Annotated in this window: 24 protein-coding genes; 18 read left to right on the top strand and 6 right to left on the bottom strand. The window is 71.3% G+C overall.

Annotated elements, in window-relative coordinates:
- Positions 1-108: 108 nt before the first annotated feature.
- Both ACZ52R_RS11710 and ACZ52R_RS11715 read left to right on the top strand, forming a co-directional pair.
- Positions 109-669: a GTP-binding protein gene (locus ACZ52R_RS11710; protein WP_465621171.1), complete on the top strand. Its 561-nt coding sequence runs from the start codon at positions 109-111 to the stop codon at positions 667-669.
- The gene (locus ACZ52R_RS11715) at positions 666-1,859 is read left to right on the top strand and encodes a cytochrome P450 (RefSeq protein WP_360506121.1); all 1,194 of its coding nucleotides are present in this window, start codon (positions 666-668) and stop codon (positions 1,857-1,859) included. Before ACZ52R_RS11710 ends, ACZ52R_RS11715 begins: the two co-directional genes overlap by 4 nt.
- A gap of 91 nt (positions 1,860-1,950) precedes the next feature.
- Here the strand turns inward: ACZ52R_RS11715 and msrB are convergent, their stop codons facing one another.
- The 4 genes from msrB to ACZ52R_RS11735 form a co-directional block, all read right to left on the bottom strand.
- The gene (msrB, locus tag ACZ52R_RS11720; RefSeq protein WP_465620923.1) at positions 1,951-2,355 is read right to left on the bottom strand and encodes a peptide-methionine (R)-S-oxide reductase MsrB; all 405 of its coding nucleotides are present in this window, start codon (positions 2,353-2,355) and stop codon (positions 1,951-1,953) included.
- 28 nt (positions 2,356-2,383) lie between these two features.
- Positions 2,384-3,772 (bottom strand): UDP-N-acetylmuramate--L-alanine ligase, encoded by a 1,389-nt coding sequence (murC, locus tag ACZ52R_RS11725; RefSeq protein ID WP_465621173.1) that lies wholly within the window; start codon positions 3,770-3,772, stop codon positions 2,384-2,386.
- 203 nt (positions 3,773-3,975) lie between these two features.
- Positions 3,976-4,437 (bottom strand): indole-3-glycerol phosphate synthase, encoded by a 462-nt coding sequence (locus ACZ52R_RS11730; RefSeq protein WP_360506116.1) that lies wholly within the window; start codon positions 4,435-4,437, stop codon positions 3,976-3,978.
- A 73-nt stretch (positions 4,438-4,510) separates the two neighbouring features.
- On the bottom strand, positions 4,511-5,281 hold the full coding sequence (locus tag ACZ52R_RS11735) for a pyrimidine reductase family protein (protein ID WP_360506113.1): 771 nt from the start codon (positions 5,279-5,281) through the stop codon (positions 4,511-4,513).
- 113 nt (positions 5,282-5,394) lie between these two features.
- Here ACZ52R_RS11735 and zapE point away from each other — a divergent pair, with 113 nt between their 5' ends.
- The 5 genes from zapE (at position 5,395) to ACZ52R_RS11760 (ending at position 11,076) form a co-directional block, all read left to right on the top strand.
- Positions 5,395-6,468 (top strand): cell division protein ZapE, encoded by a 1,074-nt coding sequence (gene zapE, locus ACZ52R_RS11740; RefSeq protein WP_360506225.1) that lies wholly within the window; start codon positions 5,395-5,397, stop codon positions 6,466-6,468.
- On the top strand, positions 6,465-6,941 hold the full coding sequence (locus tag ACZ52R_RS11745) for a hypothetical protein (protein WP_465620925.1): 477 nt from the start codon (positions 6,465-6,467) through the stop codon (positions 6,939-6,941). Before zapE ends, ACZ52R_RS11745 begins: the two co-directional genes overlap by 4 nt.
- A 44-nt stretch (positions 6,942-6,985) precedes the next feature.
- Positions 6,986-9,076: an excinuclease ABC subunit UvrB gene (gene uvrB, locus ACZ52R_RS11750; RefSeq protein ID WP_465753388.1), complete on the top strand. Its 2,091-nt coding sequence runs from the start codon at positions 6,986-6,988 to the stop codon at positions 9,074-9,076.
- Between the two features lie 242 nt (positions 9,077-9,318).
- A complete protein-coding gene (locus ACZ52R_RS11755; protein ID WP_360506105.1) occupies positions 9,319-9,897 on the top strand; it encodes a TerD family protein in 579 nt (192 codons plus the stop codon).
- 192 nt (positions 9,898-10,089) lie between these two features.
- A complete protein-coding gene (locus tag ACZ52R_RS11760; RefSeq protein WP_465753389.1) occupies positions 10,090-11,076 on the top strand; it encodes a TerC family protein in 987 nt (328 codons plus the stop codon).
- A gap of 94 nt (positions 11,077-11,170) precedes the next feature.
- On the opposite strand, the gene ACZ52R_RS11765 is transcribed toward ACZ52R_RS11760, so the two are convergent.
- On the bottom strand, positions 11,171-11,824 hold the full coding sequence (locus ACZ52R_RS11765) for an MBL fold metallo-hydrolase (protein WP_465753390.1): 654 nt from the start codon (positions 11,822-11,824) through the stop codon (positions 11,171-11,173).
- 60 nt (positions 11,825-11,884) lie between these two features.
- The gene (locus ACZ52R_RS11770) at positions 11,885-12,622 is read right to left on the bottom strand and encodes a maleylpyruvate isomerase family mycothiol-dependent enzyme (protein WP_465753391.1); all 738 of its coding nucleotides are present in this window, start codon (positions 12,620-12,622) and stop codon (positions 11,885-11,887) included.
- A 278-nt stretch (positions 12,623-12,900) separates the two neighbouring features.
- On the opposite strand from ACZ52R_RS11770, the gene uvrA reads away from it, so the two are divergent.
- The 11 genes from uvrA (at position 12,901) to ACZ52R_RS11825 (ending at position 25,933) form a co-directional block, all read left to right on the top strand.
- On the top strand, positions 12,901-15,816 hold the full coding sequence (gene uvrA, locus ACZ52R_RS11775; RefSeq protein WP_465620933.1) for an excinuclease ABC subunit UvrA: 2,916 nt from the start codon (positions 12,901-12,903) through the stop codon (positions 15,814-15,816).
- Positions 15,817-15,919: 103 nt separating this feature from the next.
- The gene (locus ACZ52R_RS11780) at positions 15,920-16,372 is read left to right on the top strand and encodes a Rieske (2Fe-2S) protein (RefSeq protein ID WP_465753392.1); all 453 of its coding nucleotides are present in this window, start codon (positions 15,920-15,922) and stop codon (positions 16,370-16,372) included.
- Positions 16,373-16,438: 66 nt separating this feature from the next.
- Positions 16,439-18,517: an excinuclease ABC subunit UvrC gene (uvrC, locus tag ACZ52R_RS11785; protein ID WP_465753393.1), complete on the top strand. Its 2,079-nt coding sequence runs from the start codon at positions 16,439-16,441 to the stop codon at positions 18,515-18,517.
- Between the two features lie 118 nt (positions 18,518-18,635).
- Complete coding sequence (rapZ, locus tag ACZ52R_RS11790) at positions 18,636-19,520, top strand: RNase adapter RapZ (protein ID WP_360509973.1); 885 nt, start codon at positions 18,636-18,638, stop codon at positions 19,518-19,520.
- 65 nt (positions 19,521-19,585) lie between these two features.
- Entirely contained in the window at positions 19,586-20,683 is a 1,098-nt protein-coding gene (locus ACZ52R_RS11795) for a gluconeogenesis factor YvcK family protein (RefSeq protein ID WP_360509974.1), read from the top strand.
- The gene (gene whiA, locus ACZ52R_RS11800; protein ID WP_030238424.1) at positions 20,674-21,654 is read left to right on the top strand and encodes a DNA-binding protein WhiA; all 981 of its coding nucleotides are present in this window, start codon (positions 20,674-20,676) and stop codon (positions 21,652-21,654) included. The genes ACZ52R_RS11795 and whiA overlap by 10 nt, the downstream gene beginning before the upstream one ends.
- Before the next feature lie 301 nt (positions 21,655-21,955).
- Positions 21,956-22,960 (top strand): type I glyceraldehyde-3-phosphate dehydrogenase, encoded by a 1,005-nt coding sequence (gene gap / locus ACZ52R_RS11805; protein WP_360499413.1) that lies wholly within the window; start codon positions 21,956-21,958, stop codon positions 22,958-22,960.
- Positions 22,961-23,114: 154 nt separating this feature from the next.
- Positions 23,115-24,326: a phosphoglycerate kinase gene (locus ACZ52R_RS11810; protein ID WP_465753394.1), complete on the top strand. Its 1,212-nt coding sequence runs from the start codon at positions 23,115-23,117 to the stop codon at positions 24,324-24,326.
- A 4-nt stretch (positions 24,327-24,330) separates the two neighbouring features.
- The gene (gene tpiA, locus ACZ52R_RS11815; protein ID WP_360499417.1) at positions 24,331-25,116 is read left to right on the top strand and encodes a triose-phosphate isomerase; all 786 of its coding nucleotides are present in this window, start codon (positions 24,331-24,333) and stop codon (positions 25,114-25,116) included.
- 87 nt (positions 25,117-25,203) lie between these two features.
- Positions 25,204-25,440: a preprotein translocase subunit SecG gene (gene secG, locus ACZ52R_RS11820; protein WP_360499419.1), complete on the top strand. Its 237-nt coding sequence runs from the start codon at positions 25,204-25,206 to the stop codon at positions 25,438-25,440.
- A gap of 205 nt (positions 25,441-25,645) precedes the next feature.
- Positions 25,646-25,933: an RNA polymerase-binding protein RbpA gene (locus ACZ52R_RS11825; RefSeq protein ID WP_030238413.1), complete on the top strand. Its 288-nt coding sequence runs from the start codon at positions 25,646-25,648 to the stop codon at positions 25,931-25,933.
- Positions 25,934-25,957 lie beyond the last annotated feature (24 nt).

The following is a 25,957-nucleotide window of genomic DNA, read 5'->3' on the forward strand; positions in this document are numbered from 1 at the left end:
GGTGATTGGGCCGGTGACCCCGTAGGCCGGGCCGTCGGTGACCCGGTCGGGCAGCCGGCCGGTCGGCCGGCCGGGGTGGGCTACCTGCCCGACCGGGACCAGACGCTGATGAAGCTGGTGGTCGCCGGCCCGTTCGGCGTCGGCAAGACCACCCTCATCCGCACCCTCTCCGAGATCGCCACCCTGCACACCGAGGAGGCGATGACGGAGACCGGACGGCCGGTGGACGACCTGGCCGGCCTGCCCGAGAAGACCACCACCACCGTCGCCGTGGACTTCGGCCGGCTCACCCTGCCCGGCAACGTCGTGCTCTACATGTTCGGCACCCCCGGCCAGCGCCGCTTCTTCCCGCTCTGGCAGGACATCGCCCGCGGCGCCCTGGGCGCCCTGGTGCTCGCCGACACCCGTCGGCTGTCCGACTCCTTCGAGATCATGGACATGGTCGAGGAGCAGGGCCTGCCGTACGCCGTCGCCGTCAACTGCTTCCCGGACGCGCCGGTCCACCCGGTCGCGGTGCTCCGCGCCCACCTGGACCTGCACCCCGCCACCCCGCTGCTGCTCTGCGACGCCCGCGAGCGCGAGGCCAGCCTGGACGCGCTGATCGCGCTGGCCGAGCACGTGCTCGAGGCCCTGCCCGCCGCCTCCACCGCCTCCCAGGAGCGCCCGTGACCGTCGAGACCCGCCCGACCCCGATCCACGGCCCGGTCTTCGCCGCCGACCCCCAACTCGTGTACGAGCGGCTGCGCCGGCACGGCCCGGTCGCCCCGGTGGAGATCGCGCCCGGCGTGGAGGCCCTGCTGGTCACCGACTACCAGGCCGCCCTGGACCTGCTGCGCGACTCGGACACCTTCTCCAAGGACTCCCGCGCCTGGCAGCAGACCGTCCCGCCGGACTCCCCGCTGCTGCCGGTCCTCGGCTACCGCCCGACCGCCCTGTTCACCGACGGCGAGACGCACGCGCGCTACCGCGCGGCGATCACCGACGCCCTCGCGCTGTTCGAACCGCACCGGCTGCAGCGCCAGGTCGCCGAGACCGCCCACCGGCTGATCGACCGCTTCGCCGCGGTCGGCCGCGCCGACCTGATCGCCGAGTACGCCCGCCAGCTGCCCGCCTTCGTGCTCACCACCTGGTTCGGGGTGCCCGAGGAGCAGCACGCCGAGGTGGTCGCCGCGATCACCGGACTGATCGAGTCCACCGCGCAGGCCGGCGCCGCGTACGGGAAGCTCCTCGCGGTGGTCACCGCCATGGTCGCCGAGCGCCGCGAACGCCCCCGGCACGACCTCACCTCCTGGTTCGTCACCCACCCGGTCGGGCTGGACGACGACGAGGCGATCCGGCAGATCAGCCTGACCATGATCGCCGGGCACGAGCCGACCACCAACCTGATCGGCAACGCCCTGCTGCGCCTGCTCACCGACGCCCGCTACGCCGGCTCGCTGTTCGGCGGCGCGATGACCGCCTACCAGGCGATCGACGAGGTGCTCTGGCACGAACCGCCGCTGGCCAACCTCTCGGCCCACTACCCGCGCTACGACATCGTCTTCCACGGCCGCGAGATCAAGGCCGGCACCCTCCTGCTGGTCTCCTACGCGGCCGCCAACTCCCAGGCCGCGCCGCCCACCGACGGCGGCGAACTGCGCAGCGGTGAGAGCGCCCACCTGGCCTGGGCGGCCGGCCCGCACGCCTGCCCGGCCCGCGATCCGGCCCTGCTGATCGCGATCACCGCGATCGAGCAGCTGGGCAGCCGCCTCAGCGACCTCGAACTGGCCACCCCGGCCGAGGAGTTGCTCTGGCGCCCGGGCCCGTTCCACCGCGCCCTGGTGCACCTCCCGGTCCGCTTCGAGCCGACGGCGGGGTAGCGCCCGGACGGCACGAAAGCCGGGACGGCACGGCCCCGGACAGCACGGAGGCCCGGACACCGTGCGGTGTCCGGGCCTCCTGCCGCCCGTCCTACTCGGCGGGCCTGAGCGTCAGCGAGATGCTGTTGATGCAGTACCGCTGGTCCGTCGGCGTGCCGTAGCCCTCGCCGTCGAAGACGTGCCCAAGGTGCCCGCCGCAGCGCGCGCACCGCACCTCGACCCGGCGCATGCCGAGCGTGGTGTCCTCGATGTACTGGACCCGGTCCTCCGCCAGCGGCGCGTAGTACGACGGCCAGCCGCAGTGGCTGTCGAACTTGGTCTCGGAGCTGAACAGCTCCGCGCCGCAGGCCCGGCAGCCGTACACGCCGACCGTCTTGGTGTCGGTGTACTCACCGGCGAACGGGCGCTCGGTGCCCGCCTCGCGGAGCACGTGGTACTCCTCCGGGCTGAGCTGGGCGCGCCACTCGGCCTCGGACTTCTCGATCTCGTAGCTCATCACGGCTCCCGGTCGCGGTGGACGTACGTCAGACGTTGGAAGCAACGTTCGCGAGCTGCTCCAGAATTTCCGGCCCGAGGTTGGTGACGTCGCCCGCGCCCATGGTGAGCAGCAGGTCGCCGGGGCGGGCGAGGCCGGCCAGCAGGGCGGGGGCGGCGGCGAAGGAGTGCTCGGCGGTCACCTCGGCGCCGGCCCGGTGGGCCGCGTCGATGATCAGCTCGCTGGTCACGCCCGGGATCGGGTCCTCGCGGGCCGGGTAGATGTCCAGCACCACGGAGGCGTCGGCCAGCGCCAGGGCCTGGCCCATCTCCTCGGCGAGCTGCTGGGTGCGGCTGAACAGGTGCGGCTGGAAGACCACCAGCACCCGGCCCGCGCCGTCCAGGCCCTCGCGGATCGCCTCCAGGTCGGCGGCCATCTCGGTGGGGTGGTGGGCGTAGGAGTCGATCACCTGGACGCCGGCGGCCTCGCCCTTGAGCTGCAGGCGGCGGCGCACGCCGGTGTAGGCGCCGAGCGCCTTGGCCAGGTCGGCGGCCGGGACGCCCAGCGCGACGCCGGCGGCGAGCGCGGCGACGGCGTTGTGGGCGTAGTGGCGGCCGGGCACCGAGACGGTGAAGGTCAGCTCGGTGCCGTCCAGGACGACGGTGACCTCGCTGGTCATGCCGTGGGCGACCACCGAGAGGACCCGGACGTCGGCGTCCTCGGCGGCGCCGACGGTGACCACGTTCAGGCCCTCGCGGCCGGCCACCCGGGAGGTCAACTCGCGGGCGCCGTCGTGGTCGGCCGAGACCACCAGGGTGCCGCCGGGGACGATCCGGCCGACGAAGGTCTCGAAGGACTCGTAGATCTCGTCGATCGAGGCGTAGTTGGCGTGGTGGTCCAGCTCCACGTTGAGCACGATCGCCACCTCGGGCGCGTACTTGTGGAAGCTGCGGTCGCTCTCGTCGGCCTCGGCGACGAAGATCTCGCCGGTGCCGTGGTGGGCGTTGGAGCCGGGCGCGTCGAGGTCGCCGCCGATCGCGTAGGACGGGTCGACGCCCAGCTCGCCGAGGGCGACGGCGAGCATGCTGGTGGTGGTGGTCTTGCCGTGGGTGCCGGCCACCGCGAGCGCGCGGCGGCCGCCCATCAGCGCGGCCAGCGCGTCGGAGCGGTGCACCACCGGGATGCCGCGCTCGCGGGCGGCGGCCAGCTCCGGGTTGTCGGTGCGGATCGCGCTGGAGACGACCACGCTGCTGGTGCCGTCCGGCACGTGCTCGGCGGCGTGGCCGACGTGCACGGTGGCACCGAGGGCGCGCAGCGCGAGGACGGTCTCGGACTCCTTGGAGTCGCTGCCGGAGACGCTGGCACCGCGCACTGCGAGGATCTTCGCCAGGCCGGACATCCCGGCGCCGCCGATGCCGATGAAGTGCGGGGCGTGCAGGTCGTGCGCGGCGTCGTTCAAGGCGTGGCTCCGTACGGGCGGGGGCAGACAGGTCAAGCGGACGGGTCGGTGCGTATCGACGTCACCCACGTCACCGACGTCGGAAACATCGGAAACGTCGGAAACGTCGCGGACGTCACAGGCGCCGGAACCGTCCTCGCGGGCGGACCGCAAGGACGATTCTGCACCACCGGCGCGCGGAGTCAGGAGTCGCTGGCGAACAGCCTCAGCACCGGCACCCCCACCTTGTGCCGGGCCTGGGAGGCCCAGTCGCGGTGGAAGAACTCCTCCACGAAGTGCGGGGAGGTGAGCACCACCACCTCGTCCGCCCGGTGCGCCTCGACGACCGCGCGCAGCCGTTCCAGGGGTTTCTCCTCGACCAGCTCGCCCACCGCCTCGGCTCCGGCCGAGCGCAGGTGGCGCAGGCTGTGCTCCAGCGACTCGGTGGCCACGGTGGGCCCGCTCTCGGACTCGTCGTGCTCGCGCACCACCTTGTCGAGGTGGCCGAGGGCGACGTCGTCCAGCGCCCGCAGCAGTTCGTCCTGCTTGCCGCGCGGCTGCATCAGGACGACGAAGGAGACCTTCTCGTCGCTGTGGAGCGTGGTGACGAGCTCCACGTCCGCGGCGGAGAGAGCCTTTTCGATCATCAGTACCGTCTTGAACACGTGAGTCCCTTCCAGTGGCCGGCCCCCGGGCCCCGGCATCGCATAACGGGATCACGATCGGGGGGTCACGGGGTCATTCCGAACCCAGGTGACGCAGGTAACGGGTGAAGAGGAATCCTTTCTGCTCGATCAATGAGACCAGCCGCATCCGCTGCACGTCAGGCATTTCCGCATCGTGGAGGATGCGCGGCGCGTCGCCGCCGGTGAGCAGCGGGGCCAGCGACAGGCACAGTTCGTCCACCAGGTCCGCCGCCGCGAGCTGCCCCAGCAGGCGCGGGCCGCCCTCGGCCAGCAGCCGGGTCCAGCCCCGCTCGGCCAGCGCCGCGACGCCCGCCCGCAGGTCCACCGAACCGGTGCCGGCGAGCACCAGGTCGGCCACCTCGGCGACCGCCCGGCGACGCTCCGCGGAGGCGTCCTCGGTGGTGATCACCACCGTTCTGACCAGCGGTTCCGTGAACAGTGGCGCGGTCAGGTCCAGCTGCAGCGAGCGGGTCACGACCGCGATCACCGGGGCCGGCGCCTGCCCCGCCGCGGTCCGGGCCGCCGCGAACTCCTTGCGGGCCCGGGCCGGCCGGTAGCCCTCGGCGCGGACCGTCTCCGCGCCCACCAGCACCACGTCCGACAGCGCCCGCAGCACCCCGAAGATCCGCTTGTCGGCGTCGCCGGAGAGCCCCTCGGACAGGCCGTCGAGCCGTGCCCCGCCGTCCAGGCCGGCCACCATGTTGGCGCGCAGCCAGGGGCGACCCCGATTCACCTGTTCGGGGTACGCGTACACGGCGGCGAGCGACTCCAGAGCGGCCGGATCGGCGACCGGCCGACCCAGCGGGCTGATCAACTGTTGCATGTCCTCAGTGTTCCACCGCAGGCCGTCCCCGGGCGGTTCGGAGGCGGCCGGGACCAGGCGTACCCTCTACTACCGTGCCCGCAGCCTCCCGCCCCGACACCGCGACCGAGTCCATAGCCACCGCGAGCGCGGCCGGCTCCCCGATCGCGCTCACCGACCGCCGCCCCGTCGTGCCCGCCGAGCGGCTGGTCGCCGAGATGGTTCCGCCGCCCCGGTTCGCCGGCGTGAGCTTCGGGTCGTACATCCCGGACCAGAGCCAGCCGAGCCAGTACGAGGCCGTCCAGGTCCTGGAGCAGTTCGCGGCCACCCTCGCGGGAGGAAACGGTTCCGCGCCCAAGCGCAGCTGGTTCCGCCGCTCCGCCCCCGCGCCCACCGGCCCGGCCGGGGTCTACCTCGACGGCGGCTACGGCGTCGGCAAGACCCACCTGCTCGCCTCGCTGTGGCACGCCGCGCCCGGCCCCAAGGCCTTCGGCACCTTCGTCGAGCTGACCAACCTGGTCGGCGCGCTCGGCTTCCAGCAGGCCGTCCGGACCCTCTCCGGGCACACGCTGCTCTGCATCGACGAGTTCGAGCTCGACGACCCGGGCGACACCGTGCTGGTCTCCACCCTGCTCGGCCGCCTGGTCGACAACGGCGTCAAGCTGTGCGCCACCTCGAACACCCTGCCGGAGAAGCTCGGCGAGGGCCGCTTCGCCGCCGCCGACTTCCTGCGCGAGATCCAGGGCCTGTCCGCGCACTTCCGCCCGCTGCGGATCGACGGCCAGGACTACCGCCACCGCGGCCTGCCCGACGCCCCGCCGCCGTACTCCGACGAGGCCGTCGAGGCCACCGCCGCCCGCACCCCCGGCGCCTCCCTGGACGGCTTCGACGCCCTGCTCGCCCACCTCTCCGCCGTCCACCCCAGCCGCTACGGCGCGCTGCTGGACGACGTCACCGCCGTCTGCCTGCGCGGCGTGCACCGGGTCGACGACCAGTCCACCGCCCTGCGCCTGGTCGTCCTGGCCGACCGCATGTACGACCGCGAACTGCCCATCACCGCTTCCGGGATCCCCTTCGACCAGGTCTTCCCCGAGGAACTGCTCCGCGGCGGCTACCGCAAGAAGTACCTGCGCGCCGTCTCCCGCCTGGTCGCCCTCGCCCGCGACAGCGAGAAGCTGAACGACAGCGAGCAGCTGACCCGGGGGTGAACCTCTTCGAGGGCGGGGGCCACGAGCTCGACCTGCGCAACGGCGCCACCGAGGTGCTGGTCGAGGTCCTGATGCTCGCGGTCACCGCCCTGGCCCGCCAGGGCTGGGAGTACGGCTTCGCCGCCGAGCTCGCCCGCCAGGACCAGCACCTGATGGGCCGCGGCACGGTGGGACTGCGCCTGGAGGACCTCGACTGGGGCCCCGACCCGGAACAGGGCCGCGCCTTCGCCCTCGCCGTCGTCGACCTGGCCCTCACCCGGCACCGCTGGGACGAGCTCGGCTACCACCCCCCGTACACCGAGGGCCACCTGCGCACCCTCCGCCGGATGGTCGAGGACACCCGCCCCACCGCCGTGCCGGCCTCCGGAGCCGCGGCCGGCCCGGCCGAGGTCACCGCCGCCTGCTGCGTCCGCCACCGGGTCCTCACCCCGCTCGCCTGGTACCCGGCCTGCGTGTTCTGCGGCCGGGGCTGAGCGAAGCGGTCCCGCTTGTCAGTGGCGGGTCGTACGGTGGACTCGTGCGTCCCATCACGAGTATTGAGCGGTCCGTGGCGCCCTTCGAGGTCGTCAGCCCCTTCCAGCCGAACGGCGACCAGCCGGCGGCGATCGCCGAGCTGGAGCGGCGGATCAGGGGAGGGGAGAAGGACGTCGTGCTGCTCGGTGCCACCGGTACCGGCAAGTCGGCCACCACGGCCTGGATGATCGAGAAGCTGCAGCGGCCCACCCTGGTGATGGCGCCGAACAAGACGCTGGCCGCGCAGCTGGCGAACGAGTTCCGCGAGCTGCTGCCGAACAACGCGGTCGAGTACTTCGTCTCGTACTACGACTACTACCAGCCCGAGGCGTACGTCCCGCAGACGGACACCTACATCGAGAAGGACTCCTCGATCAACGAGGAGGTCGAGCGGCTGCGCCACTCGGCGACCAACTCGCTGCTCACCCGCCGGGACGTGATCGTGGTCGCGTCCGTCTCCTGCATCTACGGCCTCGGCACACCGCAGGAGTACGTGGACCGGATGGTGCCGCTCAAGGTCGGCCAGGAGATCGACCGTGACGTCCTGCTGCGCCGCTTCGTGGACATCCAGTACGCCCGCAACGACGTCGCCTTCTCCCGCGGCACCTTCCGGGTGCGCGGCGACACCATCGAGATCTTCCCGGTCTACGAGGAGCTCGCCGTCCGGATCGAGATGTTCGGCGACGAGATCGAGGCGCTCTACACCCTGCACCCCCTCACCGGCGAGATCATCAGCCAGGACGAGTCGGTCTACGTCTTCCCCGCCTCGCACTACGTGGCCGGCCCCGAGCGCATGGAGCGCGCGATCACCGGCATCGAGAAGGAGCTGGAGGGGACGCTCGCCAGGCTGGAGAAGCAGGGCAAGCTGCTGGAGGCCCAGCGGCTGCGGATGCGCACCACCTACGACATCGAGATGCTGCGCCAGATCGGCACCTGCTCGGGCGTCGAGAACTACTCGATGCACTTCGACGGCCGCGAGCCCGGCTCCCCGCCGAACACCCTGCTCGACTACTTCCCGGAGGACTTCCTCCTGGTCATCGACGAGTCGCACGTCACCGTCCCGCAGATCGGCGCGATGTACGAGGGCGACGCCTCGCGCAAGCGCACGCTGGTCGAGCACGGCTTCCGGCTGCCGTCCGCGATGGACAACCGCCCGCTGAAGTGGGAGGAGTTCCTGGGCCGGATCGGCCAGACGGTGTACCTGTCGGCGACGCCGGGCCCGTACGAGCTGTCGCGCGGCGACGGCCAGGTCGAGCAGATCATCCGCCCGACCGGCCTGATCGACCCCGAGGTGATCGTCAAGCCCACCGAGGGCCAGATCGACGACCTGGTGCACGAGGTCCGCACGCGGGTCGAGCGGGACGAGCGCGTGCTGGTCACCACGCTGACCAAGAAGATGGCCGAGGACCTCACCGACTACATGCTCGGCCTGGACATCCGGGTCCGGTACCTGCACAGCGACGTGGACACCCTGCGCCGGGTGGAGCTGCTGCGCGAGCTGCGGGCGGGCCGGTTCGACGTGCTGGTCGGCATCAACCTGCTGCGCGAGGGCCTGGACCTGCCCGAGGTGTCGCTGGTGGCGATCCTGGACGCGGACAAGGAGGGCTTCCTGCGCTCCGGCACCTCGCTGATCCAGACGATCGGCCGTGCCGCCCGCAACGTCTCCGGCCAGGTCCACATGTACGCGGACCGGATCACGCCGTCGATGGAGAAGGCGATCGACGAGACCAACCGCCGCCGGGAGGTGCAGCAGGCCTACAACAAGAAGCACGGGATCGACCCGCAGCCGCTGCGGAAGAAGATCGGCGACATCCTGGACACCCTCGCCCGCGAGGACGTGGACACCGACGAGCTGCTGTCCACCGGGTACCGGAACCAGGGGAAGGGCAAGGCCCCGGCGCCGTCGCTGGGCGCGGACCGCAAGCCCGCCAAGTCCCTGCCGGCCGCCGAACTCGCGGACCTGATCCAGGAGATGACCGACCGGATGCACACGGCCGCCGCCGACCTGCAGTTCGAGGTCGCGGCCCGGCTCCGCGACGAGGTCAAGGAACTGAAGAAGGAACTGCGGCAGATGCGCGAGGCCGGCGTGGCCTGACGGGACGGTCGGGGCTTGGCCGGAATGACACCGGTCAAGCTCCGAGGTGTCTCAGCCTTGCCACAAACGGGGAAACCCTGAGGAGACGGGGGCGCCGCAGGGCCTAGGCTGGCCTGCGGCATCGTGCTCAAGGGACGGGCGCGGGCCTACGCAGAGGGGGCCTCAGCCGGGGGACGGCGACGGGGTGTTCCACCGTGGTGCCGGGCGGCAGCGACCGCGCGGCCGGCAGAGAGGACAACGTCGTGTCGGTGAACCTGGCCAAGGGGCAGCGGGTCAGCCTCCAGAAGGGGCCGGGCAGCGCCCTGACCGTGGTCCGGATGGGCCTCGGCTGGCAGGCCGCCCCCAAGCGGGGCCTGTTCGGCAGCCGTACCCGGACGATCGACCTGGACGCCTCGGCGCTGCTGTACGCCGAGACGACCCCGTCCGACGTGGTGTTCTTCCAGCACCTGGAGAGCAACGACGGCTCCGTCCGGCACACCGGGGACAACCTTCAGGGCGGCTCCGGCGCCGAGGACGACGAGGCGATCCTGGTGGACCTGCTGCACGTGCCGGCGCACATCACCCAGGTGGTGTTCACGGTGAGCTCGTACACCGGGCAGACCTTCGCCGAGGTGCAGCGGGCGCACTGCCGGCTGGTGGACGAGACCACCGGGCTGGAGCTGGCCCGCTACGAGCTCGCGGGCGGCGGGCCGCACACCGGGCAGATCATGGCGAAGGTGGTCCGGGACGGCGACGGCGGTTGGGAGATGCAGGCGATCGGCGCGCCGGCCAAGGGGCGCACCTTCCAGGACCTGCTGCCGGCGATCGAGCCCTATCTCTGACGGTTCTTTACCTTCTTTACCTTTCCTTGTCTTCCCTGTTACTCTCGAGAGCAGCGGAGGGGAGTATTCCTCGACAGCCGACCCCGTCATCACGGGTGCCCATCGCGGCGCCCCGGGGCGGCCGGCCCGATGGGCGGAAGAGACCTCCGGCAGTGACGATGTCTGTCTCGCCTACCTGCCGGAGGAGCAGTAGTGGACGTTTCCGTAACCATGTGGGTCACCACGATCGGTGTGCTGATCGCCCTGATCGTGGCCGATTTCTTCATCGGTGGCCGCAAGCCGCACGAGGTCTCGATCAAGGAGGCCGGGATCTGGACGGCCGTCTGGGTCGTGCTGGCGCTGCTCTTCGGCGGTTTCCTCTGGTGGCACTCCGGCGGGCAGCCCGCGGGTGAGTTCTTCGCCGGCTACATCACCGAGAAGTCGCTCAGTGTCGACAACCTCTTCGTGTTCATCCTGATCATGGGCAAGTTCGCGGTGCCCAGGATCTACCAGCAGCGCGTGCTGATGTTCGGCGTGGTCATCGCGCTGGTGCTCCGGGCGGCGTTCATCGCCGGCGGCGCGGCGCTGGTCTCCGAGTTCTCCTGGGTGTTCTTCATCTTCGGCGGCTTCCTGATCTGGACCGCCTGGAAGCTGGTCAAGGAGGCCCGGGCCGACGAGGAGGAGGATGAGGAGTTCGAGGAGAACCGCCTGCTCAAGTCGATCACGCGGCGCTTCCCGTCCACCGGCGACTACCGTGGCACCAAGCTGTTCATCAGGGAGAACGGCCGCCGGCTGATCACCCCGATGCTGATCGTCATGCTGGCGATCGGGACGACGGACGTGCTGTTCGCCCTGGACTCGATCCCGGCCATCTTCGGCCTCACCCAGGACCCGTACATCGTCTTCGCCGCCAACGCCTTCGCCCTGATGGGCCTGCGCCAGCTGTACTTCCTGATCGGCGGCCTGCTGAAGAAGCTGGTCCACCTGTCCTACGGCCTGTCGGTGATCCTCGGCTTCATCGGCGTGAAGCTGGTGCTGCACGCCGCCCACGAGGCCGGGGCGAACGTCCCGGAGATCGGCATCCCGTTCTCGCTCGGCTTCATCGTGGTCGTGCTGGCCGTCACGACGTTCACCAGCCTGCGAGCCTCGAAGAAGGCCGCCGAGGCCGAGCAGGCCGAGCCCGCGAAGCTGGACGCCTGAGGCTCGACGCCTGAGGCTCGACGCCCGGAACAGCCGAGGCCCCCGTGACCGCCATCCGGTCGCGGGGGCCTCGGCCGTGTGCGGGGCGTCCCGGCTACCAGCCGCGGTCGCGCCACTCGTCGAGGTGCGGGCGTTCGGCGCCGAGGGTGGTGTCGTTGCCGTGGCCGGGGTAGACCCAGGCCTCGTCCGGGAGGACGTCGAAGATCTTCTCGTTGACGTCCCGGAAGAGGCTCTTGAAGGCCTCCGGGTCGCCCCAGGTGTTGCCGACGCCGCCGGGGAAGAGGCAGTCGCCGGTGAAGACGTGCTGGTGGCCCTGGGGGTCGTCGTAGATCAGGACGATGGCGCCCGGGGTGTGCCCGACCAGGTGGCGGACGGTGAGCTCGACGTCGCCGACCCGCAGCTTGTCACCGTCGGCGAGTCGCAGCTCGGTGGGCACGTCGATGCCCTCGACGTCGTGCTCGCCGGCGGCGGTGCGGGCACCGGTGGTGGCGACCACCTCGGCCAGCGCGCCCCAGTGGTCGTGGTGCCGGTGGGTGGTGACCACGGTTTCGAGGTCGTCGCCGACGGTCTCCAGCAGCACCGGGGCGTCGGCGGCGGCGTCGATCAGCAGCTGCTCGTCGGTGGCCCGGCAGCGCAGCAAGTAGGCGTTGTTGTCGTACGGGCCGACGGCCACCTTGGTGATGATCAGGTGCGCCAGCTCCCGCACGTCCGGCGGCCCGCCGACCTTGACCGCTCCGTGGTACGTCATCCGTCCGCTCCTCGTCCTAGTCCGGGCCCGGCAACAGGGTTCAGGATCATCCTCGCGCCGTCAGCCCATGGGGGGAAGCTGGGGGAGGGCGGTGTCGGGGGTGCGGCTCAGGCCGGCACCGGCGGAGCGGCCGGAGAGCCAGGCGGCGAGGGCGCGGACGGGGCCCTCGACGGCGAGCTGCGGGGCGCCCGAGCCGATCACGGCGCGGTCCTCGGTGTCGGCGGCGACCAGCTCGACGGCGGGCAGGTCGGCCTCGTCGGCCAGGTTTCCGGCGAGCTTGCGGAACTGGGCGACGGCGAAGTCCTGCGGCCACTGTGCGGGGGTGTGGCCGGCGTCGAGGTCGACGTGGTGGTACTCGAGCTCCAGCAGGCGCTTGTGCGGGATGTCGGAGGCCGGGAAGAGGTAGCCGGAGCGGTGCTTGACCGTCGCGGCCCAGGCCTCGGGGGTCATCAGCGCGGCAGCCTCGGCGAAGCGGGCGTGCGAGGCGCGCAGGTCGGCGAGGTGGACGTCGAGCGGGCGGGGCGCGTCGCGCTCGATGTCCTGGTCGCGGGCCTCGTTGCTCGCGTACTGCGGGATGTCGGTGCCGGTGCGGGCGCCGGTCAGCAGGTTGACCAGGGAGTCGGCGTTGCGGGCGAGGTGGGCCAGTACGTGGCCGCGGGTCCAGCCGGGGAGGGCGGAGGGTTCGGTGACGGCCTCGGGCTTCAGTGCGGAGACGGTCTGCAGCAGGCGCTGGGTGCTCTCCTCGACCTGGCTCAGCCAGGAGGCGGCGGAGGCGGCGGCGGACTGCGGGTCGGTCATCGAATCTGCCTTCGGTAGGGACGGCGCGTTGCCCGCGGGGGGCTTCGCTCGTTGACCAGGCGACGCTATCGCCGAATCCGGGCCCTGAGCAGGGCGTTTTTCGGTACGCGGACAGTGTGGGTACGGACGGTCCCGGGGTGGTCCTCACTCGTTCGGGTGGTCTCCACTGGACAGAGTCGAGATTCGAACGTCTGAGCTATAGGCTGGCTGCCGCATCCTGGAAGAAGTACCGAATCTCACCGCAAGCCATCTCGCCCCGGAGAAAGGCGCCAGAAGCAGTGGCCGACCGCCTCATCGTCCGCGGTGCTCGCGAGCACAACCTCAAGAACGTCTCGCTCGACCTGCCCCGCGACTCCCTCATCGTCTTCACGGGCCTCTCCGGCTCCGGCAAGTCCTCGCTCGCCTTCGACACGATCTTCGCCGAGGGCCAGCGCCGCTACGTCGAGTCGCTGTCCTCCTACGCCCGTCAGTTCCTCGGGCAGATGGACAAGCCCGACGTGGACTTCATCGAGGGCCTCTCCCCGGCCGTCTCGATCGACCAGAAGTCCACCAACCGCAACCCCCGTTCGACCGTCGGCACGATCACCGAGGTCTACGACTACCTGCGTCTGCTGTTCGCCCGGATCGGCAAGCCGCACTGTCCGCACTGCGGCCGCCCGATCGCCAAGCAGTCGCCGCAGGCGATCGTGGACAAGGTGCTGGAGCTCGCCGAGGGCACCCGCTTCCAGGTGCTGAGCCCGGTGGTGCGCGAGCGCAAGGGCGAGTTCGTCGACCTCTTCGCCGACCTGCAGTCCAAGGGCTACTCCCGCGCCCGGGTGGACGGCGGGACGATCCAGCTCGCCGAGCCGCCGAAGCTCAAGAAGCAGGAGAAGCACACCATCGAGGTGGTGATCGACCGCCTGACCGTCAAGGACAGCGCCAAGCGGCGGCTCACCGACTCGGTGGAGACGGCCCTGCGACTGTCCGGCGGCATGGTCGTGCTCGATTTCGTCGACCTCCCCGAGGACGACCCCGAGCGCGAGCGGATGTACTCCGAGCACCTCTACTGCCCGTACGACGACGTGTCGTTCGAGGAGCTGGAGCCGCGCTCGTTCTCCTTCAACTCGCCGTTCGGCGCCTGCCCGGACTGCTCGGGCCTGGGCAACCGGATGGAGGTCGACCCGGAGCTGGTGGTGCCGGACGTCGAGCGCTCGCTCGACGAGGGCGCGATCCACCCGTGGTCGGCCGGGCACGCCAAGGAGTACTTCCAGCGCCTGATCGACGCGCTCGCCGGGGAGCTCGGCTTCCGCACCGACATCCCCTGGGCCGGGCTGCCCGCCCGCGCCAAGAAGGCGCTGCTGTACGGGCACAAGCACCAGGTGGAGGTCCGCTACCGCAACCGCTTCGGCCGCGAGCGCTCGTACAGCACCGGCTTCGAGGGCGCCGTCCCGTTCATCCAGCGCCGGCACACCGAGGCGGAGAGCGACAGCAGCCGCGAGCGCTTCGAGGGCTACATGCGCGAGGTGCCCTGCCCCACCTGCCAGGGCACCCGGCTCAAGCCGGTGGTGCTCGCGGTCACCGTCCAGGACAAGTCGATCGCCGACGTCTCCTCGATGTCGATCAGCGACTGCTCCGAGTTCCTGGGCGCGATGAAGCTCAACGCCCGGGACAAGCAGATCGCCGAGCGGGTCCTCAAGGAGGTCAACGAGCGGCTGCGCTTCCTGGTCGACGTCGGCCTGGACTACCTCTCGCTCGACCGCGCGGCCGGCACCCTGTCCGGCGGCGAGGCCCAGCGCATCCGGCTGGCCACCCAGATCGGCTCCGGCCTGGTCGGCGTGCTCTACGTGCTGGACGAGCCGTCCATCGGCCTGCACCAGCGGGACAACCACCGGCTGATCGAGACGCTGGTGCGGCTGCGCGACATCGGCAACACCCTGATCGTGGTCGAGCACGACGAGGACACCATCAAGACCGCGGACTGGGTGGTCGACATCGGCCCGGGCGCCGGCGAGCACGGCGGCAAGGTGGTGCACTCCGGGTCGCTGAAGCAGCTGCTCACCAACAAGGAGTCGCTGACCGGGCAGTACCTCTCCGGCAAGCGGTCCATCCCGGTCCCGGCGGGCCGCCGCGAGCGGGACAAGAAGCGCCAGTTGACGGTCCACGGCGCCCGCGAGCACAACCTCAAGGACGTCACGGTCGGCTTCCCGCTCGGCACCTTCACCGCGATCACCGGTGTCTCCGGCTCCGGCAAGTCGACGCTGGTCAACGACATCCTCTACACCCACCTCGCGCGGGAGCTGAACGGCGCCCGCAGCGTGCCCGGCCGGCACACCCGGATCACCGGCACCGACCAGGTGGACAAGGTGGTGCACGTCGACCAGTCGCCGATCGGCCGCACCCCGCGCTCCAACCCGGCCACCTACACCGGGGTGTTCGACCACGTCCGTCGGCTCTTCGCGGAGACCCAGGAGGCCAAGGTCCGCGGCTACCTGCCCGGCCGGTTCTCGTTCAACGTCAAGGGCGGCCGCTGCGAGAACTGCTCGGGCGACGGCACCATCAAGATCGAGATGAACTTCCTGCCGGACGTCTACGTGCCGTGCGAGGTCTGCCACGGCGCCCGGTACAACCGGGAGACGCTGGAGGTGCACTACAAGGGCAAGTCCATCGCCGAGGTGCTGGACATGCCGATCGAGGAGGGGCTGGCCTTCTTCGAGGCCGTCCCGGCGATCGCCCGGCACCTCAGGACGCTCAACGACGTCGGCCTCGGCTACGTCCGGCTCGGCCAGTCCGCGCCCACGCTCTCCGGCGGCGAGGCGCAGCGCGTCAAGCTGGCCTCGGAGCTGCAGAAGCGCTCCACCGGGCGGACGGTGTACGTGCTGGACGAGCCGACCACCGGCCTGCACTTCGAGGACATCAGCAAGCTGATCAAGGTGCTCAGCGGGCTGGTCGACAAGGGCAACACGGTGATCGTCATCGAGCACAACCTCGATGTGATCAAGACCGCCGACTGGGTCGTCGACATGGGACCCGAGGGCGGCTCCGGCGGTGGCATGGTGGTCGCCGAGGGCACCCCCGAGCAGATCGCCGCCGTCGCGGAGAGCCACACCGGCAAGTTCCTGCGGGACATCCTGCCGAGCGACTTCGCGGACGCCCCGGCCGCCCCGGTGGCGAAGAAGGCGGCGCCGCGCAAGCGGGCCGCCGCGGCGAAGAAGTAGTCCTGTCCGCCCCGCCGTTCCCGGGACTCCCGGGAACGGCGGGGCGGGTGCGGCATAGACTTCCGTGGTCCCTCGCAGCAGCAGCAACCGTAGGAGCGCACCGATGTCCGAGGCCCTCGAGACCAGCCCCACCGCGACCCGCCGCACCCTGCTCTGCGGGGCCGCGGCCGTCCTCGCGGCCGGCGGCACCGTGGCGGTCAGCGGCTGCAGCTCCTCCTCCGGCTCCTCCGGCTCCTCCGGTTCGAGCGGCGCCCCCAAGGGCCCGGTGGACCTCGGCCCGGCCTCGGACGTGCCGGAGGGCGGCGGCAAGGTGTTCCGCGAGCAGAAGATCGTGGTGACCCAGCCGGCTGCCGGCCAGTACAAGGCGTTCAGTGCCAAGTGCACCCACGCCGGCTGCATCGTGGACCAGGTGAAGAACCAGCAGATCCAGTGCCCCTGCCACGGCAGCCGGTTCGGCATCGCCGACGGCGCCGTGCAGGACGGCCCGGCCCCCTCCCCGCTGCCCGCCTACACCGTCACGGTCGAGGGCGGAAACCTCAAGGTGACCCCGAGCTGAAGCAGTTGAGCCCCGCCGAGTTGATCTCCCCTTCGCACCCCCACCCGCTGTCGGTACGGTGGACCCATGGCTGACCCGAGCACCTACCGCCCGGCGCCCGGCGCGATCCCGACCTCCCCGGGCGTCTACCGGTTCCGTGACGCCCACGGCCGGGTCATCTACGTCGGCAAGGCCAAGAGCCTGCGGCCGCGCCTGTCGTCCTACTTCCAGGACCTGGCCGGTCTGCACCCGCGCACCGCGACCATGGTCACCACCGCCGCCTCGGTGGAGTGGACCGTGGTCGGCACCGAGGTCGAGGCGCTCCAGCTGGAGTACTCCTGGATCAAGGAGTACGACCCGCGGTTCAACGTCAAGTACCGCGACGACAAGAGCTATCCGGAACTCGCCGTCACCCTCAACGAGGAGTACCCGCGGGTCCAGGTGATGCGCGGGGCGCACAAGAAGGGCGTGCGCTACTTCGGCCCGTACGGGCACGCCTGGGCGATCCGCGAGACGGTCGACCTGCTGCTGCGCGTCTTCCCCGTCCGCACCTGCTCCAACGGCGTCTTCAAGCGCGCCCGGCAGGTCGGCCGGCCCTGTCTGCTCGGCTACATCGGCAAGTGCGCCGCGCCCTGCGTCGGCAAGGTCTCGGCGGACGAACACCGGGCGCTGGCCGAGGACTTCTGCGACTTCATGGCCGGGCGCACCGGCAACTACCTGCGCCGGCTGGAAGAGCAGATGCAGGAGGCCGCGGCCGAGCTGGAGTACGAGAAGGCGGCCCGGCTGCGGGACGACATCGGCGCCCTGAAGCGCGCGATGGAGAAGAACGCCATCGTGCTCGCGGACGCCACCGACGCCGACCTGCTGGCCGTCGCCGAGGACGAACTCGAAGCCGCCGTGCAGATCTTCCACGTCCGCGGCGGCCGGGTGCGCGGCCAGCGCGGCTGGGTCACCGACAAGGTCGAGGACGTCGACACGGCCGGGCTGGTCGAGCACGCCCTCCAGCAGCTCTACGGCGGCGCCACCGCGGACGAACGGAACGAGTCCGTCCCGCGCGAGGTGCTGGTCCCCGCCCTGCCCGACCCGGTCGAGCCGGTGCGGGAGTGGCTGAGCGGCCTGCGCGGCAGCCAGGTCGATCTGCGCATCCCGCAGCGCGGCGACAAGAAGGACCTGATGGCCACCGTGCAGCGCAACGCCCAGCAGGCGCTCGCGCTGCACAAGACCAAGCGCGCCTCCGACCTCACCACCCGCAGTCGCGCCCTGCAGGAGATCGCCGACGCGCTGGAGCTGGACTCCGTCCCGCTGCGGATCGAGTGCTACGACATCTCCCACCTGCAGGGCGAGGACGTGGTCGCCTCCATGGTCGTCTTCGAGGACGGCCTGGCCCGCAAGAGCGAGTACCGGCGCTTCCAGATCAAGGGGTTCGAGGGCCAGGACGACGTCCGCTCGATGCACGAGGTGATCAGCCGCCGCTTCCGCCGCTACCTCCGGGAGCGCGAGCAGACCGGCGAGTGGGCCGTCCCCGAGGAGGACGAGCCCGGCGCCACCGAACCCGGCAACGGCGAACCCGGCAGCGCCGTCCGGGACGAGGAGGGCCGCCCCAAGCGGTTCGCCTACCCGCCCCAGCTGCTGGTGGTCGACGGCGGCCAGCCGCAGGTCGCCGCCGCCAGGCGCGCCCTGGACGAACTCGGCATCGACGACGTCGCGCTGTGCGGCCTGGCAAAGCGCCTGGAGGAGGTCTGGCTGCCCGGCGAGGACGACCCGGTGGTGCTGCCCCGCTCCAGCGAGGGCCTCTACCTGCTCCAGCGGGTACGCGACGAGGCCCACCGCTTCGCGATCGGCTACCAGCGCACCAAGCGTTCCAAGCGACTCACCGCAGGGGAACTGGACTCCGTCCCGGGCCTCGGCGAGACTCGCCGCCAGGCGCTGCTCAAGCACTTCGGCTCGCTGAAGAAGCTCCGGGCCGCCACCGTGGACGAGCTCTGCGCGGTACCCGGCATCGGACGCCGCACCGCGGAGACTGTTGCGGCGGCGTTGTCGTCCCGTACACCCGCCGCACCCGCGGTCAACACCGCGACCGGCGAGATCATCGAGGACGGGGCCGACCACGCCACCGAGCCGGTGGCAGCAGCACCCCAGACCGCACCATCCCAGGAGACGCCATGACGGCCGACGCCGCCCGTCAGCCGGTGTGCCCCGACCCCGCCCGCCTGCCCGGGTCGGGGAAGGGCGGCCGCGCCGTGCGCGTTCTCCCCAGCAGAAAGACCGAGAACGGGGAACCGAAGTGACCGTGTCAGACGTGGCCGAGAACGCGCCGGAGCTGGTGATCATCTCCGGCATGTCCGGAGCCGGCCGCTCCACCGCCGCCAAGTGCCTGGAGGACCTCGGCTGGTTCGTGGTGGACAACCTGCCGCCGGCCCTGATCCCGACCATGGTCGACCTGGGCGCCCGGTCCCAGGGCAACGTCGCCCGGATCGGCGTGGTCGTGGACGTCCGCGGCCGCCAGTTCTTCGACGACCTGCTGACCTCGCTGGACGAGCTGGAGAAGCGCGGCGTCCGGCTCCGGGTCGTCTTCCTGGACTCCTCCGACGACGCGCTGGTGCGCCGCTTCGAGAGCGTCCGCCGCCCGCACCCGCTGCAGGCCGACGGCCGGATCGTGGACGGCATCGCCCAGGAACGCGACCTGCTGCGCGACCTGCGCGGCGAGGCCGACCTGGTGATCGACACCTCCAACCTCAACGTGCACCAGCTGCGCGCCAAGCTGGACGCCCAGTTCGCCGACCACGACGAGCCCGAGCTGCGCGCCACCGTGATGTCCTTCGGCTTCAAGTACGGCCTGCCGGTCGACGCCGACCTCGTGGTGGACTGCCGCTTCCTGCCCAACCCGCACTGGGTGCCCGAGCTTCGTGCCCGTACCGGCACCGACCCGGACGTCGCCGACTACGTGTTCCAGCAGCCCGGCGCCAACGAGTTCCTGGACGGTTACACCGAGCTGCTGCGCATCGTGACCGAGGGGTACCGACGCGAGGGGAAGCGCTACATGACGCTTGCCGTAGGCTGCACCGGTGGCAAGCACCGCAGCGTCGCCATGTCCGAGCGACTGACCAAGCGTCTCATCGCCGACGGAGTCGAGACGGTGCTCGTTCACCGTGACATGGGACGGGAGTAACCGCCGCTTTCCCTGCCGGGCCGCCGGCGGAACCGGTGGCGGGGCAGAGGAACGCGAGGTGATGTGTGGCGGGATACGTGCCCGGGCGGCAGCCGCAGAGCAGGACCGGTGACCGGGCGGGCAGCCCGGCCCGGCTCCCGGCGCCGAGCCGTCCGCGCAGCGGTCCCGCCCGGACCAACCCGGCCCCGCGGATCACCGCGCTCGGCGGCGGCCAGGGCCTGTCTGCCTCGCTGTCCGCGCTGCGCCGCCTCACCAGCGACCTCACCGCCGTGGTCACCGTCGCCGACGACGGCGGCTCCAGCGGACGGCTGCGCACCGAGCTGGGCGTGCTGCCCCCGGGCGACCTGCGCAAGGCGCTGGCCGCGCTGTGCGGGGACGACGACTGGGGCCGCACCTGGTCCGAGGTGATCCAGCAGCGCTTCACCGGCAACGGCGAGCTCGGCGGCCACGCCGTCGGCAACCTGCTGATCGTCGCGCTCTGGGAGAAGCTGGGCGACCCGGTGGCGGCCCTGGACTGGGTCGGCCGACTGCTCAACGTCCAGGGCCGGGTGCTGCCGATGTCGGCGGTGCCGCTGGACATCGAGGCGACCGTCCGCGGCCACGACCCGGCGCTGCCCGGCGAGGTGTCGGCGGTCCGGGGCCAGGCGAACGTCGCGGTCACCCCCGGCACCGTGCAGTCGATCCGGCTGCTGCCGGACGGGCCGCCGGCCGTCCCGGAGGCGGTCACCGCCGTGCGCGAGGCGGACTGGGTGGTGCTCGGCCCCGGCTCCTGGTTCACCAGCGTGCTGCCGCACCTGCTGGTGCCCGAGCTGGCCAAGGCGCTCACCGAGACCCGCGCCCGCCGCCTGCTCACCCTGAACCTGGCCCCCCAGCCCGGCGAGACCGAGGGCTTCACCCCGCAGCGTCACCTGGAGGTCATCGCCGACCACGCCCCGGAGCTCGCGGTGGATGCGATCCTGGTGGACGAGCGCGCCGTCACCGGCGGCGCCTTCGGCCAGGCGGACCTCGACGGTCTGGAGAAGGCCGCGGAGCGGATGGGCGCCGCCCTGGTGCTCGGTTCGGTGGCCCGCACCGACGGTACGCCGCGACACGACCCGGAGCTGTTGGCGGCAGCGTACGACCGGATTTTCCGGACACATGGAAGGATCGGGCCATGGCGATGACTCCAGCGGTGAAGGACGAGATCAGCCGGCTCCCGGTCACCCGGGCCTGCTGTCGCAAGGCGGAGGTGTCGGCGATCCTGCGGTTCGCGGGCGGGCTGCACATCGTGAGCGGCCGCATCGTGATCGAGGCGGAGCTGGACACCGGAGCGGCGGCACGGCGGCTGCGCAAGGACCTGCTGGAGATCTTCGGGCACTCCTCCGACCTCGTGGTGATGGCCCCCGGCGGGCTGCGCCGCGGCAGCCGCTTCGTGGTGCGCGTGGTCAAGGACGGCGAGCTGCTCGCGCGCCAGACCGGTCTGGTGGACGGGCGCGGGCGCCCGATCCGGGGCCTGCCCCCGGCGGTCGTCTCCGGCGCCACCTGCGATGCCGAGGCGGCCTGGCGCGGAGCCTTCCTCGCGCACGGGTCGCTCACCGAGCCGGGCCGCTCCTCCTCGCTGGAGATCACCTGCCCCGGCTCCGAGGCGGCGCTGGCCCTGGTCGGCGCCGCCCGCCGGCTCGGCATCCCGGCCAAGGCCCGCGAGGTCCGCGGCGTGGACCGGGTGGTCATCCGCGACGGTGACGCGATCGGCGCGCTGCTGACGCGGCTGGGCGCGCACGAGTCGGTGCTCGCCTGGGAGGAGCGCCGGATGCGGCGCGAGGTGCGGGCCACCGCCAACCGCCTCGCCAACTTCGACGACGCCAACCTGCGCCGCTCGGCCCGCGCCGCGGTGGCGGCCGGCGCCCGGGTGCAGCGCGCGCTGGAGATCCTCGGCGAGGAGGTGCCCGAGCACCTGGCCGCGGCCGGCCAGCTGCGGATGCAGCACAAGCAGGCCTCGCTGGAGGAACTGGGCGCGCTCGCCGATCCGCCGCTGACCAAGGACGCGGTGGCCGGCCGGATCCGCCGTCTGCTGGCGATGGCCGACAAGCGCGCCTCCGAGCTCGGCCTGCCGAGCACCGAGGCCAGCCTGACCGACGAGATGGCGATGAACTGACCCTCGCGGTCCGTGATCGCGACACGGCCGGTGCCCGGAATTCCGGGCACCGGCCGTCGGCGTTTCCGGGCGTCCGCGAGACTCCCCAATTGGTAGAGACCATTGGCCCGAGAGCAACTGCCCGCCGGACCAAGGCCGGACGGCCTGAAATGGGGTTTGAGGGGCGCCACGCCCAGTCTCACCAGGCGGCGCGATGTGCCCTCCCGCGCCCCGGAGGGGTAGGGTCATAGGCGGTCGGGGACTTCCCAAATCTCACCCCCGTCGGGCTCCGGCCCGGCGTACCTAACGAGGAGATCGGTTCGTGACGATCCGGGTAGGCATCAACGGCTTCGGCCGCATCGGCCGCAACTTCTTCCGGGCGGTCAAGGCCCAGGGCGCGGACATCGAGATCGTCGGTGTCAACGACCTCACCGACACGAAGACCCTGGCTCACCTGCTCAAGTACGACACCACGCTGGGCACTTTCCCGGGTACGGTCTCGCACACCGAGGACAGCATCACCGTCGACGGCAAGACCTTCCAGGTGACTGCCGAGCGTGACCCCGCGAACCTGCCGTGGGCCGCCCTGGGCGCCGACATCGTCGTCGAGTCCACCGGCATCTTCACCAAGGCCGAGGCCGCGAAGAAGCACCTCGCCGCCGGCGCGAAGAAGGTCATCATCTCGGCGCCCGCCACCGACGAGGACGTCACCATCGTCATGGGCGTCAACGACGACAAGTACGACGCCGCCAAGCACACCATCATCTCCAACGCCTCCTGCACCACCAACTGCGTGGCGCCGATGGCCAAGGTGCTGAACGAGAGCTTCGGCATCGTCAAGGGTCTGATGACCACCGTCCACGCGTTCACCAACGACCAGGTCACCCTGGACTTCCCGCACAAGGACCTGCGCCGCGCCCGCGCCGCGTCGCAGAACATCATCCCGACCTCGACCGGTGCCGCCAAGGCGACCGCCCTGGTCCTGCCGGAGCTGAAGGGCAAGCTGGACGGCACCTCGCTGCGCGTCCCGGTCCCGACCGGCTCGATCACGGACCTGGTCGTCACCCTGGAGCGCGAGGTCACCAAGGACGAGGTCAACGCCGCGTTCCAGAAGGCCGCGGAGGGCCCGCTCAAGGGCATCCTGGCCTACACCGAGGACCCGATCGTCTCCTCGGACATCGTCAACGACCCGGCCTCCTGCATCTTCGACAGCCAGCTCACCATGGTCCAGGGCAACCAGGTCAAGGTGCTCGGCTGGTACGACAACGAGTGGGGCTACTCGAACCGCCTCGTCAACCTGACCACCCTCGTCGGTGAGCAGCTCTGACCTTGCGGGAGCTGACGTGATGTAGGGGCGAGGGCCCGGACGGCGCACCATGCCGACCGGGCCCTCGTTCCGCGCTTCCAGTACTTCCCAGGCGGCCCCTGCGCCGTGCCGCCTCACTGCGCATCAACCATCTCCCCAGGAGAACCGAATCCCCGTGAAGACCATCGAAGAGCTCATCGAAGCCGGTGTCGAAGGAAAGCGCGTGTTCGTGCGCGCCGACCTGAACGTCCCGCTGGACGGCACGACGATCACCGACGACGGCCGGATCCGCGCCGTCGCCCCGACCATCGCCAAGCTGGCGGCGGCCGGCGCGAAGGTCGTCGTCGCCTCGCACCTCGGCCGCCCCAAGGGCGCGCCGGACCCGCAGTTCTCGCTCGCGCCGGCGGCCGAGCGGCTCGGCGAAATCATCGGCAAGGGCGTCGCCTTCGCCACCGACACCGTCGGTGACAGCGCCGCGGCCACCGTCGCCGCGCTCGGCGACGGCGAGGTCGCGCTGCTGGAGAACCTGCGCTTCAACGCGGGCGAGACCAGCAAGGACGACGCCGAGCGCAAGGCCTTCGCCGAGCAGCTCGCCGCGCTGGCCGACCTGTACGTCGGCGACGGCTTCGGCGCCGTGCACCGCAAGCACGCCTCGGTGTTCGACCTGCCCGGCCTGCTGCCGCACGCCGCGGGCGACCTGATCGCCACCGAGGTCGGCGTCCTGAAGAAGCTCACCGAGGACGTCAAGCGTCCGTACGTGGTGGTGCTCGGCGGCGCCAAGGTCTCCGACAAGCTCGCCGTGATCGACAACCTGCTGAAGAAGGCCGACCGGATCCTGATCGGCGGCGGCATGGCGTACACCTTCCTCAAGGCCAAGGGCCACGAGGTCGGCATCTCGCTGCTGCAGGAGGACCAGATCCCGACCGTCCTGGGCTACCTGGCCGAGGCCGAGCAGCGCGGCGTCGAGTTCGTGCTGCCGAAGGACGTCCTGGTCTCCGCCGAGTTCCCGGACCTCAAGACCAAGGCCCCGGCGAGCTTCGCGGTCGTCGCCTCGGACGCGATCCCGGCCGACAAGGAGGGCCTGGACATCGGCCCGAAGACCCGCGAGCTGTACGCGGCCAAGCTGGCCGACGCCGGCACGGTGTTCTGGAACGGCCCGATGGGCGTCTTCGAGCACCCGGACTACGCGAACGGCACCAAGGCCGTCGCGCAGGGCCTGCTGGACAGCGACGCGTTCACCGTGGTCGGCGGCGGGGACTCCGCCGCGGCCGTTCGCATCCTGGGCTTCGACGAGAACGCCTTTGGACACATCTCGACCGGCGGTGGCGCGAGCCTCGAGTACCTGGAGGGCAAGACCCTTCCCGGTCTCGCCGCCCTGGAAGGCTGACAGCATGACCGACCGTCTCCCGCTCATGGCGGGCAACTGGAAGATGAACCTCAACCACCTCGAGGCCATCCAGCACACCCAGAAGCTGGCCTTCGCGCTGGCCGACAAGGACTACGAGGCCGTCGAGGTCGCGGTCCTGGTGCCGTTCACCGACCTGCGCTCGGTGCAGACCCTGGTCGACGGCGACAAGCTGAAGATCAAGTACGGCTCGCAGGACATCTCGCGGCACGACTCCGGTGCCTACACCGGCGAGGTCTCCGGCCCGATGCTGGCCAAGCTCAAGTGCACCTACGCGGTGATCGGCCACTCCGAGCGCCGCCAGTACCACGGCGAGGACGAGGAGATCGTCAACGCCAAGGTGAAGGCCGCCTACCGCGCCGGGATCACCCCGATCCTGTGCATCGGCGAGCCGCTGGACATCCGCAAGGCCGGCACCCACGTCGAGTACACCCTGGCCCAGCTGGACGGTGCCCTCGCGGACGTCCCGGCCCACCAGGCCGAGACCGTCGTCGTCGCCTACGAGCCGGTCTGGGCGATCGGCACCGGCGAGGTGGCCACCCCGGAGGACGCGCAGGAGGTCTGCGCCGCCATCCGCAAGCGGATCGCCGAGCTGTACGACGCCGAGCTGGCCGGCAAGGTCCGCGTGCTGTACGGCGGTTCGGTCAAGTCGTCGAGCGCGGCCGGCCTGATGGCCAAGCCCGACATCGACGGCGGCCTGATCGGCGGTGCCTCGCTGGACGCCGAGGAGTTCGTCAAGATCGTGCGCTACCGTGAGCAGGCAGTAGGCTAACGCCGCCGCAGCAACGTAGGCTTTGGGGTCGGACCGCCGTACGCGGTCCGGCCCCTTCGCCGAAGATACGAGAGAGTTGGTCCCGCCGTGGTTCTCGGGTTCTCGATTGCCCTGATCATCTTCAGTCTGCTGATGATCCTCCTGGTGCTGCTGCACAAGGGGAAGGGCGGCGGCCTGTCGGACATGTTCGGCGGTGGCGCGATGTCCACCGGCGGCGGCTCGGCGGTGGCCGAGCGCAACCTGGACCGCATCACCGTCGTGGTCGGCCTGGGCTGGTTCGCGAGCATCATCGTGCTCGGCCTGCTGCTGAAGTACAAGGGCTGACACAACCCTGACGGCCCGTCGCCCGAGCGCCTATCCTGGGACGGTCGGGTGCGGAGGCAGTGGTGGCGGAGGCTTAACTCCTGCTTACACTAGGACGACTTTCGCCACCGACGCGCACCGCGGCGGGTCGGCGCACCAGTACGCAGGGAGTCAGACCGTGGCAAGTGGCAATGCCATCCGTGGCAGCAGGGTTGGGGCCGGCCCGATGGGCGAGGCGGAGCGCGGCGAGTCCGCCCCGCGCAACCGGATCTCCTTCTGGTGCGCCAACAAGCACGAGACCCGGCCCAGCTTCGCCGCCGAGGCGGCGATCCCGGACACCTGGGACTGCCCGCGCTGCGGCTTCCCGGCCGGGCAGGACCAGCACAACCCGCCCGCGCCCTCGCGCAACGAGCCCTACAAGACGCACCTCGCCTACGTCCGTGAGCGGCGCACCGACGCCGACGGCGAGGCGATCCTGGCCGAGGCGCTGGCGAAGCTCCGAGGCGAGATCTGAGGCGAGATCCGAGGCGACCCGACC

This window comes from Kitasatospora sp. NPDC034023 (assembly GCF_055575795.1).